This window comes from Hwangdonia sp. (assembly GCF_048381975.1).
GTDB lineage: Bacteria > Bacteroidota > Bacteroidia > Flavobacteriales > Flavobacteriaceae > Hwangdonia > Hwangdonia seohaensis.
In genome coordinates this window covers 315121-327448 of sequence record NZ_JBLWYT010000002.1, presented here as the reverse complement: position 1 = coordinate 327448, position 12328 = coordinate 315121, and the positions used below count along the sequence as shown (strand labels likewise).

General features: G+C 34.8%; 16 protein-coding genes. 10 read left to right on the top strand and 6 right to left on the bottom strand.

The genetic code is table 11. The annotated features are described in order from the left end of the window. Nucleotides 1–84 precede the first annotated feature (84 nt). The 7 genes from ACN5J7_RS05385 to ACN5J7_RS05355 all read left to right on the top strand — a co-directional run bounded on the left by ACN5J7_RS05385 (nt 85) and on the right by ACN5J7_RS05355 (nt 5483). Nucleotides 85–324, top strand: a complete 240-nt coding sequence (locus ACN5J7_RS05385; RefSeq protein ID WP_311941662.1) for a hypothetical protein — start codon at nt 85–87, stop codon at nt 322–324. A gap of 1 nt (nt 325) precedes the next feature. After that, nucleotides 326–1114, top strand: a complete 789-nt coding sequence (locus ACN5J7_RS05380; RefSeq protein WP_418603105.1) for a class I SAM-dependent methyltransferase — start codon at nt 326–328, stop codon at nt 1112–1114. Nucleotides 1115–1153: 39 nt separating this feature from the next. After that, the gene (locus ACN5J7_RS05375; protein ID WP_418603104.1) at nt 1154–2305 is read left to right on the top strand and encodes an NAD-dependent epimerase/dehydratase family protein; all 1152 of its coding nucleotides are present in this window, start codon (nt 1154–1156) and stop codon (nt 2303–2305) included. Between the two features lie 99 nt (nt 2306–2404). After that, nucleotides 2405–2986, top strand: coding sequence for a phosphatase PAP2 family protein (locus tag ACN5J7_RS05370; RefSeq protein WP_418603103.1), 582 nt, complete (start codon nt 2405–2407; stop codon nt 2984–2986). A gap of 94 nt (nt 2987–3080) precedes the next feature. Further along, nucleotides 3081–3734, top strand: a complete 654-nt coding sequence (locus tag ACN5J7_RS05365) for an MOSC domain-containing protein (protein ID WP_418603102.1) — start codon at nt 3081–3083, stop codon at nt 3732–3734. Nucleotides 3735–3828: 94 nt separating this feature from the next. Then, nucleotides 3829–4209: a hypothetical protein gene (locus tag ACN5J7_RS05360; protein ID WP_311941647.1), complete on the top strand. Its 381-nt coding sequence runs from the start codon at nt 3829–3831 to the stop codon at nt 4207–4209. Between the two features lie 32 nt (nt 4210–4241). Continuing rightward, nucleotides 4242–5483, top strand: coding sequence for a DEAD/DEAH box helicase (locus tag ACN5J7_RS05355; RefSeq protein ID WP_311941644.1), 1242 nt, complete (start codon nt 4242–4244; stop codon nt 5481–5483). Between the two features lie 32 nt (nt 5484–5515). On the opposite strand, the gene ACN5J7_RS05350 is transcribed toward ACN5J7_RS05355, so the two are convergent. After that, nucleotides 5516–5929, bottom strand: a complete 414-nt coding sequence (locus ACN5J7_RS05350; RefSeq protein ID WP_311941641.1) for a hypothetical protein — start codon at nt 5927–5929, stop codon at nt 5516–5518. Further along, nucleotides 5910–6497: an RNA polymerase sigma factor gene (locus ACN5J7_RS05345; protein ID WP_311941639.1), complete on the bottom strand. Its 588-nt coding sequence runs from the start codon at nt 6495–6497 to the stop codon at nt 5910–5912. Before ACN5J7_RS05345 ends, ACN5J7_RS05350 begins: the two co-directional genes overlap by 20 nt. A gap of 139 nt (nt 6498–6636) precedes the next feature. Here ACN5J7_RS05345 and ACN5J7_RS05340 point away from each other — a divergent pair, with 139 nt between their 5' ends. Continuing rightward, nucleotides 6637–6981 (top strand): DUF6249 domain-containing protein, encoded by a 345-nt coding sequence (locus tag ACN5J7_RS05340; protein ID WP_311941636.1) that lies wholly within the window; start codon nt 6637–6639, stop codon nt 6979–6981. Between the two features lie 56 nt (nt 6982–7037). On the opposite strand, the gene ACN5J7_RS05335 is transcribed toward ACN5J7_RS05340, so the two are convergent. Further along, on the bottom strand, nt 7038–7703 hold the full coding sequence (locus ACN5J7_RS05335) for a M15 family metallopeptidase (RefSeq protein ID WP_311941633.1): 666 nt from the start codon (nt 7701–7703) through the stop codon (nt 7038–7040). 596 nt (nt 7704–8299) lie between these two features. Between ACN5J7_RS05335 and ACN5J7_RS05330 the strand changes: the two genes are divergently transcribed. Then, nucleotides 8300–9001, top strand: a complete 702-nt coding sequence (locus tag ACN5J7_RS05330) for a DUF4369 domain-containing protein (RefSeq protein WP_418603101.1) — start codon at nt 8300–8302, stop codon at nt 8999–9001. A gap of 154 nt (nt 9002–9155) precedes the next feature. Here the strand turns inward: ACN5J7_RS05330 and ACN5J7_RS05325 are convergent, their stop codons facing one another. From ACN5J7_RS05325 to idi, 3 genes are all read right to left on the bottom strand, one after another. Beyond that, complete coding sequence (locus ACN5J7_RS05325; RefSeq protein ID WP_311941627.1) at nt 9156–9425, bottom strand: hypothetical protein; 270 nt, start codon at nt 9423–9425, stop codon at nt 9156–9158. Between the two features lie 133 nt (nt 9426–9558). After that, nucleotides 9559–9969, bottom strand: coding sequence for a 6-carboxytetrahydropterin synthase (locus tag ACN5J7_RS05320; RefSeq protein WP_311941624.1), 411 nt, complete (start codon nt 9967–9969; stop codon nt 9559–9561). After that, complete coding sequence (idi, locus tag ACN5J7_RS05315; protein ID WP_311941926.1) at nt 9953–10492, bottom strand: isopentenyl-diphosphate Delta-isomerase; 540 nt, start codon at nt 10490–10492, stop codon at nt 9953–9955. Before idi ends, ACN5J7_RS05320 begins: the two co-directional genes overlap by 17 nt. 223 nt (nt 10493–10715) lie before the next feature. On the opposite strand from idi, the gene ACN5J7_RS05310 reads away from it, so the two are divergent. After that, nucleotides 10716–12302 (top strand): peptide chain release factor 3, encoded by a 1587-nt coding sequence (locus tag ACN5J7_RS05310; RefSeq protein ID WP_418603100.1) that lies wholly within the window; start codon nt 10716–10718, stop codon nt 12300–12302. Nucleotides 12303–12328 lie beyond the last annotated feature (26 nt).

The window sequence follows — 12328 nt, the reverse complement described above, 5'->3', positions numbered from 1 at the left end:
TTTAACAAACGTTTAAAAAGTTGAAATATTACGCTTTTTCATTATATAACCTTACTTTTAACATCTGTTTTTTAATTTTTACAAATGATGCGTAAACTAAAACTTATTTGGGATTTTCGTGGTCCGGATGCTTTAAAAATTGCCGAACATCACGAAGTTCATTTAAAAGAGTATATTAAATTGGAAAAACTGAATTTAAACATCACTGGTTTTGAGACCATTTCAGATGTGCACGCCATAGCTTTTATGGTTGTTGCAGAAGACCAAATGAAACCTATTAGAGATGCTTTAAAACCGCATCGTGGACAGGTTTATACCGAATAACATGCGAGCCAAATATGATGACATTAGCACACATTACAACGCCACAAGAAAAGCGGACGATTATCTTGTGGAGCGTTTGTGGCATCATTTAAACCCGAAACCAAACGGTTTGTATTTAGATATTGGTTGCGGCACCGGTAACTACACAAATATATTACAGCAAAAAGGTTACCGTTTTATTGGCATCGATCCGTCAAAAGAAATGCTTGAAAAAGCGAAACTACAAAACCCAAATGTTGAATGGAAACTTGGGCAAGCCGAAACTTTAAGCCTTGATTCCAAAAGTATCGATGGTATTATTGGCAGTTTAACCATTCACCATTGGGCCGATTTAGAAAAAGGATTTACCCAACTGCACCGCGTGTTAAAAACAACTGGTAATTTGGTGATTTTCACCTCAACACCAAAACAAATGGCCGGCTATTGGTTAAATCATTATTTCCCTAAAATGATGAAGGATTCCATGTTGCAAATGCCTGCATTGGAAACCGTTAAAGGCATTATGACGCAGGTAGGATTTGCTACAATTAAGACTGAATTGTACAGCATAAAACCAGACTTAAAGGATTTGTTTTTATACAGCGGTAAACACCACCCCAAACTGTATTTAAACCCACATGTAAGACAGGGTATTTCGTCTTTTTCATCACTTGCCCATGCGGAAGAAGTTGAAATGGGTTTACAACAATTAAAAGTCGATATTAAAACCCAGAAAATTGACGATATCATAAAATCCTATGAAAACGATTTGGGCGATTACCTCTTTATTATTGGCAGCAATTCGCAATAAAAAATATATATTGAGCACTAATTAAATCATCTTTTATCCATGGAAAACTCAAAAAGCAGAAGGGATTTCATCAAAAAAAGCACTGCTGCCGGAATAGCCATTCCGTTATTGGCTTCAAACTTGTTGGCATGCAATTCGAATGTAAGTTCAAAAAAATTAAAAATATTAATATTGGGCGGCACCAGTTTTTTAGGGCCGCATCAAATTGCTTATGCTTTAAAACGCGGGCATTCGGTTTCTATTTTTACCAGAGGAAAAACAAAATCGACTGTTCATAAAGAATTGTTTAATCAAGTTGAACATTTAATTGGTGATAGAAATGATAATTTAAAAGCTTTGGAACAAGGTGCATGGGATTTAGTAATTGACAATTCCGGAAGACAGGTAAAATGGACAAAAGACACCGCAAACTTATTAAAAGACAGAGCCAAACTTTATTTATACACGTCATCAACCGGTGTTTATTATCCCTATTTGGGAGACCATATAACCGAGAACACCACAACACTTACCGAAGCACCTGAAACCTTTGGGCATAACTATGAAAAATTAGAGTACGATTATGGCGTAATGAAAACCAATTCGGAAAATGAAACCATTAAAGCTTTCGGAAAGGAACGCTCCGTTATTGTACGGCCGACTTATATGTTTGGACCTGGAGATAAAACCAATCGTTTTATACACTGGCCCATTCGTTTGGCAAAAGGTGGCGAAATTTTGGTTCCCGGAAAAAAAGAAGATCCCGTACAATATATAGATGTGCGAGATGTTGCAGAATTCATGATTCGCTTAGCAGAACAAAAACATACAGGAATTTACAATGCCGTTGGCCCAAAGGAAAAACAAACGATGGTTGAATTTGTAAACGAAGCCAAAGAAACCTTCCCTAAAACCGCTACTATTACCAATATTGACGATTACACCTTTCTTGAAGAAAACGGGATTAACTATTTAGTTCCTTGGATTCCATCAGTTGGGAAAAACTATGGTTCAGCAAGAATTTCCAACACAAAGTCACGGGCGACTGGTTTAACTTTTAGAAATTTAAAAACATCTATTAAAGACATGTACGATTGGTGGTATTCTGATGCTTTAACGAATGAGCAAAGAGCTGAATATGAAAAAAACCCTAAAACACTACTCAATACAGAGCAGGATATTTTAAAAGCATGGAACACTTTAAAAATGTAGCCTCATAAGGTATTAACATGATAATTGCATTGTCCGACACGTACAATAACTCATTGTTTTTTTTGTTATATTATTAATTGACCAATCCAAAATCCTTAAATGTATAAAGCTTTATATGTTTATTTTATCGGCTTCTTTTTTATTGTAATTTCTAGCTATTCACAGGCTCCAGAGCCCAATTCAACCCACGAAAAATGGGAATACGTTTTAGAAGGTTCCGGCGATGTTTTACAAATAGGATTGCCCGTTATAGCGGGCTTAACCACCATAATCAAAAAAGATTGGGAAGGCACAAAGCAGTTTGCCCTCTCCTACGGCACAGGTTTTATTGTGACCCATTCACTCAAAAAAATAATACGAAAAGAACGTCCCGAAGGGCGTAATTTATTTGATGCTTTTCCATCCGGACACACCACATCTGCCTTTTCTGGAGCCTCTTTTATCCAACGTCGCTATGGTTGGAAATACGGCAAATGGGCCTATTTGGGAGCCGCCATTGTTGGGGTTAGCCGTATGAAAGGGCCCGATGGCTGGCACGACAAATGGGATGTTTTGGCCGGAGCCGCCGTTGGTATTGGCAGCACCTATTTATTTACCTCGCCTTATATGCAAAAGCATGTAGACATTGCATTTTCAGCAAGTAACAAAAGTTATGTGTTTGGTTTTAAGTATAAATTTTGAGATTTGACTTTATCGGAAAAAATGTCGAAATTGGTTTTTCATTAGACATAAAATATTCAAACGATTATATAACAAGTCGAATAAACTAACCCTTTTGAAAATCAACTCAACAAACATAGCAAAACCAACAACCATTATTTGGAACGGTAAAAAAATCAAAACCGGTATTTACAAAACGCCAACCAATATACCCATTTATTTGGGAAAAGAAACTGTAAAAAATGATGAAGTTTCAGATAGAAAAGTACACGGTGGCATTTATAAAGCTTGCTATTTATTTTCGGAAAACCATTATGATTATTGGAAAAACCTATATCCGAATTTAGATTGGAACTATGGTATGTTTGGTGAAAATTTAACCGTAAAAAACCTAGACGAAACCAAGCTTTTTATTGGCGATGTTTTTGAAATTGGAGACGCTTTGGTACAAGTTACCCAACCCAGGGAACCCTGTTTTAAATTTGGCGTAAAGTTCGGCTCGCAACGGGTGATACAACAATTTATAAACTACGGTTTTCCCGGAACTTATGTTCGCGTTTTGCACGAAGGCTTGGTGCAAACAGGCAACAAACTTAAATGTATCGAGCACGATAAAAGCAGTATTAGTATTTGCGATTTTTTTCAACTGCTATATTCAAAAAACAAAAACCCGCAACATATAAACGCCGTATTAAACCATAAGGCCTTACCACAAAAGAAAAGAGCACTGCTTTTAGGGTTTGCTAAAAACCATAAACAACACGAATAAAAAACAATGGCTGCTTCGTTTTTTATTTTGGCCATTCAAAAAAAAGTTAAGTTTATAAAAACTTAATTATTCCGTTTTTTTGTATCTTTAAGCTATGCACAATTTGGTAAATAAATTAAAGCTCTATAAGTTTAAGGATGTTTATATTTTAAACAAACCCGAATCATTTGTCAATACTTTTAACGACATTAATTACTCCGAATCTATAGTCATTACATCTTATGTGGAATGCGCTTTGGTATTTACCCAAACAAAGGAACAGTTTATCAATGAAATGTTGACGCTGTTTCCAAGAATTTTGGACACTTCTATTATCTGGGTGTTTTACCCCAATGGCACTACCAAAAAAGAGATTTCAGAGTTGCATAAAGAATTTGATTGGGATTTTTTAGGCGATTACCGCTTAAAACCAACCAAATTAATTGCGGTAAATAGCGCGTGGAATGCCATGAAAATAAAAAAAGCCATCGCTTAAATTTCATCTATCTTTGCTGCAAATTATTATAAATGTCATTTAAAGATTTACAACTTAACAAACCACTTTTAAGAGCCATTGCCGAAGCCGGTTACGACAACCCAACCTTAGTACAAGAACGCACCATTCCGCTTGTTTTAGATAAAAAAGATGTGATTACTTCGGCACAAACCGGCACAGGAAAAACGGCCGCCTTTGCCCTACCCATTTTACAATTGTTGTTTGATAAACAAGATGCGCCCAAAAAAGGAAAAAAGATAAAAGCGCTTATTGTAAGTCCCACACGGGAATTGGCCATTCAAATTAATGAAAATTTTAAGGTTTATGGCAAAAACACCAATTTACGCTCTACCGTAATTTATGGCGGCACGTCTATCGAGCCTCAAAAAGATGTATTAAACAAAGGTGTTGACATTCTTATTGCCACACCTGGGCGATTGCTGGATTTGCACAAACAGGATACGATTAATTTAGATTATGTTGAAACCTTGGTTTTGGATGAAGCCGACTTAATGCTCGACATGGGTTTTATTGATGACGTTAAAAAGATTGAGCGTTTATGTCCGGAGGAGAAACAGATTCTTCTTTTCTCGGCAACAATGCCCTATAAAGTAGAACAGCTTGCCAATACCATTTTAAAATCGCCCGAGCGCGTTGAAGTGTCTCCAACATCATCGGCCGCTATAAATGTGAGTCAGGTATTGTATTACGTGCCAAAGCGCAATAAGATTGAGCTGTGTTTACATTTATTGCGAAACACCATAAAAGGCAATATTCTAATTTTTAGACGCACCAAATTTGGCGTTGATAAACTAGAGCAAACGCTTATAAAAAATGGGTATAAAGTTGAAACCATTCATGGCGATAAAGCGCAAAATTTAAGACAAGAGGCTTTAAAAAAATTCAAAAATGGGTATGTAAATATTTTAATAGCTACCGATGTCGCGGCACGCGGTATTGATATCAATGAATTGGATGCCGTGGTAAATTTTGATATGCCAAACGTACCGGAAACCTATGTGCACAGAATAGGGCGCACGGGTCGTGCCGGACAAACAGGTATGTCGTATTCGTTGTGTTCTGCCGATGAAAAAAGTTATGTGCAAAAAATTCAGCAGTTAATAAATGTTCAAATTCCTATTGAAGAAAATCATCCGTATCCGTTAGACCCAAAGGCGAAACCTATTATCCACAAATCAAAAAAAACAGGAAGTAAACACAAAAAAGGGCGCAAAAGTGAAGCTTCCAAAAAGAAAAAGAAACGTTGGTATTAAAAGTCTGGAGCTAGAAGACCGAAGTTGGAAGATTACATTTCCAATCGTTTATCAAAATGATTTTTAAGAAACGGGATTTGAATACAAAGCATTAATCCAAAAAGCGCAACTGCATACATTAAGGTTTTAGACATTGTAAAACCGGATAAAGCATGGGTAAATTTGTTGTTTGATAAAATGCTAAAATCTAACGTGCCAAACCAACCTTCTTGTTGTGTTTCCGATCCTAAAATTAAATACACACAAAGCGCCATAAAACTTAAAGCGATTAATGTCCAAACTTTTTTGGAGATTAAAGGCTTGTACGTTGTAACACCACCTTTATTTAACGCTGCAACTTGAGACATTATTTCTGAAGTAAAATGAATAGAAGGACGCTCTAAAGCAGCTTTTTCTACAATCTTTTTGGTAAAATTATCTAAATGTTTATCGTCGTTCTCTTTCATAATACTCAATTATTTCAGGTTCTAATTTTTGCTTTAAAATAGTCGCTAATTTTTTGCGGCTTCTAAAAATCTTCACTTTCACATGATTAGCCGTAATACCGACAATTTTAGAAATCTCTTCTAAAGAATGGGCTTCAAAATAATACAGTGTCAGTAAAAAGCCATCATCATTTGGCAATAAAGTTAAGCAATCTTGTATGGTTTTTTGATACTCTTTTTGTTCCATTTTATCTAAAGCATGATCTATGGTTTTTATTTGATGCTCGGTAAACTCATCAATGGCAACATCATTAAAATGCTTTTTGTTCTTCTTAATTCTATCTAAACTCGTATTATAAGCGACTTTATATATCCACGTTGAAAATTTAGAATCGCCTTTAAACTTATGCAACGATTTATAGGTTTTAATAAAGGTGTCTTGCGATACCTCTTCGGCTTCTTCCCTATTTTTTAGCATGCGCAACGCCAAAGTAAATACCAAGTCTTTGTAACGATCAACCAAAACAGAAAATGCATTAGCGTCGCCATTTATAATTTTGTTGATATAATCTTGGTCGTTGGTGGTCATTTTTAAGTAAGACGACTCTATTGTATTTTAGGTTACACATCCCTGAAAAAAAAAATTAGTAAAAACCGTAACCAAAATTAAAAACGTATCGTCATAAGCTATGAACACATTAAAATTAATCAATTAAAAACGAAACATTATGGGATCAGAATTAATTATCATACCAATTATATTTGGTGCAATCTTCGGAGTATTTTATTTATACTTTTCAACACGTAATAAAGAACGTTTAGCACTCATTGAAAAAGGTGCAGACGCCAGTATTTTTGTGAAAGGCAGAACCCAAACCGCTCCCATTTGGAAAGTGCTCATTTTAAATTTGGCATTGTTATTAATGGGTATTGGTATCGGCATATTTTTAGCTACAGCATTATATAACAATACGAACTTGGGGGAAGAAGTATATCCTGCAACAATTTTCTTAACAGCGGGGGCCTCATTATTTATAGGTTTTAATATGACCAAAAACTTGGATAAAGAATAAAACCAACAGCAATCAAATAGAGTTAAAGCGGTTTTCCTTTTAAGGGAACCGCTTTTCTATTCAATAGGAAAATCAAAAAAAGTTTTAGGAAACGGTTCGTGTCGCAAGGTAAAATGCCACCATTCTTTGGGGTAGTTTCTAAACCCGTGTTTTAGCATAACGGCTTGTAAAAGCTGCCGGTTTTCTTTTTGCTTTTTGGTAATGCCGGAATAATCAACCCAGGATTCTTTTCCGAAAAAATCGTACGGGCTTCCCATATCCAATGGCTTTCCCGTGTTGCCATCAACAATTGTTAAATCAACAGTACTACCTCTACTATGCCCCGATTTACTGGCGATGTATCCCTTTTTGAATAGATGTCTTTTTTTTACATTCGGATAAAAGCGTGATTTATTAATGGTGTCATTCAAAACTTTTGCCCAACGCACAAAATGATTTACAGCTCGTTGTGGCCTGTAGCCATCGTAAACCTTTAAGCATAAATTTTTATTCTGTAACTCCTCTTGAACCAACTTTAAAGCCTGCGCCGTTTGCTTGGTTAAAATAAGTTTGTTTGAATGATAACCATCAACAGGTTTACCCAAAAAATTATTCGATGTGTTATACCTTAACTCTACATCCAAATCGGTAATCACATCTTTTACATAAGTAAATCCATCGGGCAATTGTGCAAAAGAAAAAAAGCTAAACAGCAGTAAAAAGAGGCTTGAATAAAGTTTCATAAATAAGGATTATAAGCGAATTTATACAAAATAAACTTATACCTAAAATTGAAGCACAAAAAAACCGAGTTCCCTCAAACTCGGTTTCTTTTCAATTTGCTTTTTTAATTACGTAGTAGATTTAGGGTCTCTATCTCAACAACATAATGCAAATATTAATTAATTAATCCATTGAACTAAAAAGTATGTTATTTAGTACACACCAAATATATAATTAATAAACATACAACCACGATAAAAAACATAATAAATCGACGAAATACACTAAACTTTAACATTTAAAGATTAAAACATGTATTTCATCGATGAAATACATGTATGCGCATAAAAAAAGCATCTTAAATAAGATGCTTTTTTACTAACTAACCAACCAAAAATATGAATTACATTTTTTAAGTTTAAAGTAACCACTCAATAAACTTTTTATTAGAATGCAATCACATACCAATGAACAATATCCGTGCCAAACTTTTTTAAAGTTGCCTATATTAACATAATTTTAATACAGATAAAGTTTTATAATTTATGTGCTGCTGCTAGTATTTAATCTATAATTATTAAGATATTTGCTTTTTCTAAAAATTCAAAAATAAACTATGAAAAGACTGTCGCTTTTAACCTTACTTATTTTAACCGTTTCCTGTGCCAAACAACCTGAGTTAACAGTTAAAACTAATATTAAAGGTCTAAAAAAAGGAACTGTATATCTTAAAAAAGTAAAAGACACCGCACTTATAACTGTAGATTCTATACAAATTAATGGAAACGCCGAATTTGAATTGCACAGCGATTTAGAATCACCGGAAGTATTTTATCTGTTCCTAAACAAAAACACGAATGAAGATGACGCGATAGCTTTTTTCGCCGATAAAGGCATTACCGAAATTAACACCACGCTTAAAAATTTTGTTTTTGATGCCAAAATTAAAGGCTCTGTACAACAGGCTAAGTGGGAAGAATATCAAAAGATGATTTCTAAACTAAATAGTAGAAATTTAGATTTGATAAAAGAAAAATTTGAAGCTCAAATGGAAAGCGATACGTCAAAAATTAGCGCTATTGATAATGAATACAATGGGCTGTTAAAACGAAAGTACTTATTTACGGTTAATTTTGCTATAAACAATAAAGATAGTGAGGTATCTCCGTATCTTGCCTTAACTGAGATTTACAATGCGCGAATTAACTTTTTAGATACCATTAATAATTCCTTAACCCCGAAAGTGAAAGCTTCAAAATACGGCAAACAATTACAGGATTTTATTGACGAAATAAAGGAAGCCGATAAAAACAACTAAACACGATATTAAAAAACAAAAGCCTTTCGAAAAATCGAAAGGCTTTTGTTTTAAAGCTAACTTAACTGGAATTCATTTTCAAATTACAAATGAGCTGAACAGCATTTCGGCATTTTTAACAATCGCAGAAAACGTGTAATTCCATCGATAAAAATTATCCGAGTTTATTGATTTTTTCAATTAACGCACGACCTTTTTCTTCCAATTCCGTATTAATGGCCTTAAAGTGGGCTTTTGGACTTTCAACATCTTTAGCATTTACTTTAGCTATTAAAGCGTCAAACGTTTCAATTGCTTCATCAATAATTGCTTCGCTTTTTTTGGTGTCTTTATCTGTGTTTTCGTATTCCCAAACATAAACTGCTTCAATAATATCGCCTAAAACATAGTTTATATCTTTCTTTAGGTTTCTAACATTTGCCATAATTTCTAATTTTATTTAGGTGCAAAAATAAGCAAATTATTAAACAATAGCGTTCAATAATTCAGTATATATCAAAGGTGTATTACAATTCCAATACACCGTGAATTTTAAAAAACCGAGATTATAACATCGACTATTCCCCCGAGTAACTCACAAAATTACGTGGCGTTTCGTACAGGGTGATTTCTAAATCTAAATGAGATTCAATCTTTGGTTTTATTTTATTGTAAATAACCACTGCTATATTTTCTGCTGTTGGGTTTAGTGTTTTAAACTCCTTAACCTCTTCATTTAAATTTTTATGATCAAACTGCTCCTCAATTTCAGTTTCAATCAAATGTTTTAAAATTTTCATATCCATTACAAACCCCGTTTCCGGATGGATGTCGCCCTTCACCGAAACAATGAGCTCATAATTATGCCCGTGGTAATTAGGGTTGGCACATTTACCAAAAACGGTGGCGTTACGGGCATCAGTCCAATCGGCATTGTACAGCCTGTGCGCTGCGTTAAAATGTGCTTTTCTACTAACCGTTACCTTCATGATCAACTAAATTTATATGTTCGTAAAATTTACTGAAAATAATTTTAAACCAAGCGGTATAAAGTTCTGGATGTAAAGCTATATCTACTTTTACATCTTCCAATGCCATCCATTTCCACGAGGCCACTTCATCTGGGTTAATATGTGGTTCATCATTGTAATGCCCTACCATAATATGGTCCAATTCGTGTTCGGTCAACCCATTATCAAAGGGCGCTTTATAAATAAAAGACGTAGTTTCCTTAAGCTCTGTTACAAAGCCCATTTCTTCCATTAAACGGCGTTTACCAGCTTCAATATTACTTTCCCCATCACGTTGGTGACTACAGCAGGTGTTGGTCCAAAGTCCGGGTGTATGGTACTTATGTAAGGCACGTTGCTGTAGCATCAGTTCATTGTTGTCATTAAAAATAAACACCGAAAACGCACGGTGCAGCACCGCCTTTTCATGGGCTTCCATTTTAGGCATCAAACCAATTTGTTCGTCTTTTTCGTTAACGAGAATTACCTGTTCTTCTTTCATCTTCATTTGTTTATTTTTTATTTGGGTCAGATGTAATTTGCAATAAAAACATCGGTTAACACCAACAATTTGCTATCGCTCATTTCATTGTTTTACAAAAATACCAAGTAATTATTTAAAAGACATTAATCTTATCATAAAAATAAAAAGAGCCGTATTTCGATTATTTTTATTGTTACTATTAATAGAACTCATAGTATATTTGCACCCATTTATATATTCTATGAGTTTTTTAAAAGAAATACAGCGCAGACGCACCTTTGGAATTATTTCGCATCCTGATGCGGGTAAAACCACACTAACAGAAAAATTACTGCTTTTTGGTGGTGCCATTCAAGAAGCGGGTGCCGTAAAAAGCAACAAAATCAAAAAAGGCGCCACGAGTGATTTTATGGAGATTGAACGCCAACGTGGGATTTCTGTGGCTACATCGGTTTTAGCGTTTGAATATAATGGGATTAAAATCAATATTCTTGATACGCCTGGGCACAAGGATTTTGCCGAAGATACTTTTAGAACACTTACCGCCGTTGATAGTGTAATTGTGGTTATTGATGTGGCTAAGGGTGTTGAAGAGCAAACCGAAAAACTGGTTGAAGTCTGCCGCATGCGCAACATCCCCATGATTGTGTTTATCAACAAAATGGATAGAGAAGGAAAAGATGCGTTCGACCTTTTAGATGAAATTGAACAAAAACTGGGATTACGGGTAGTGCCTTTAAGTTTTCCAATTGGAATGGGATACGATTTTAAAGGCATATACAATATTTGGGAGAAAAACGTTAATTTGTTTAGCGGCGATAGCAGAAAAGATATTGAAGAAACGGTTGAGATTTCAGATTTGTCCTCTGCTGAATTAGATACTTTGGTAGGCCAAAAAGCCGCCAATACGTTACGTGAAGAAATTGAATTGGTTGAAGGCATTTACCCTGATTTTGATAAAGACGAATATTTACAAGGAAGCCTACAACCCGTATTTTTTGGTTCGGCTTTAAATAATTTTGGAGTACGCGAACTATTGGATTGTTTTGTTGAAATAGCGCCAAAACCAAGACCCAAACAAAGTGAAGAACGCTTAGTAAAACCTGACGAAAAGCAATTTTCTGGTTTTGTTTTTAAAATTCACGCCAACATGGATCCCAACCATCGCGACCGTTTGGCTTTTATTAAAATTGTATCGGGTAAATTTGAACGAAACAAACCTTATTTGCACGTTAGGAATAACAAAAAAATGAAGTTTTCCAGTCCGAATGCCTTTTTCGCAGAAAAAAAAGAAATTGTCGATGTCTCTTATCCCGGTGATATTGTTGGCTTGCACGACACAGGAAATTTTAAAATCGGAGACACTTTAACCGAAGGCGAAAGCATTAATTACAAAGGTGTTCCAAGTTTTTCACCAGAGCATTTTAGGTACATCAACAACGCCGACCCCTTAAAATCAAAACAGCTTTATAAAGGTATTGATCAATTAATGGACGAAGGTGTAGCGCAATTATTTACTTTGGAGCTTAACGGACGAAAGGTAATTGGTACCGTAGGCGCCCTGCAATACGAGGTGATACAATACAGATTAGAACACGAATACGGGGCAAAATGTACCTACGAAAACTTAAATGTTTTTAAAGCCTGTTGGGTAGATCCCAAAAATTCGAATAGCGACGAATACAAAGAATTTGTTCGTATAAAACAGCGTTTTTTGGCTAAAGACAAGCAAAATCAATTGGTGTTTTTAGCAGATTCGGCTTTTTCATTACAGATGACACAACAAAAATATCCAAATATAAAATTTCATTTTACCTCTGAATTTTAACAAATCAACGAATATTTTTTGATTTT